The organism is Streptococcus sp. WM07 (genome assembly GCF_004570525.1).
Lineage (GTDB): Bacteria > Bacillota > Bacilli > Lactobacillales > Streptococcaceae > Streptococcus.
The window spans coordinates 1-301 of sequence record NZ_SPPZ01000320.1; the positions used below are offsets into that span (position 1 = coordinate 1).

General features: G+C 44.2%; 1 protein-coding gene. It reads left to right on the forward strand.

Going from position 1 to position 301, the window contains the following annotated elements:
• A partial coding sequence (locus tag E4T71_RS09395) for a Rib/alpha-like domain-containing protein (RefSeq protein WP_245165733.1) occupies positions 1-301 on the forward strand: 301 nt, incomplete at both ends.

The window sequence follows — 301 nt, forward strand, 5'->3', positions numbered from 1 at the left end:
GTTAAACCAGGTGAGGAAGTAGATCCATCTAAATCTATTGCAAATCTAGGAGACTTGCCAGCAGGTACTAAGGTAAGCTTTGAGGAACCAGTAGATACAACTACACCAGGAGATAAACCAGCAACAGCTGTGGTAACGTATCCAGATGGCTCAACGGACAAGGTTCCAGTAACTGTTAAGGTGGTAGATCCAACTACAGATGCTGGTAAGAATAATCCTAAGTTTGAAGAGGCATCAGGTAAGCCAGGAGAAACAGTAACTGTTCCAGCGCCTAAGAACGAAGATGGAAGTGATCTTCCAG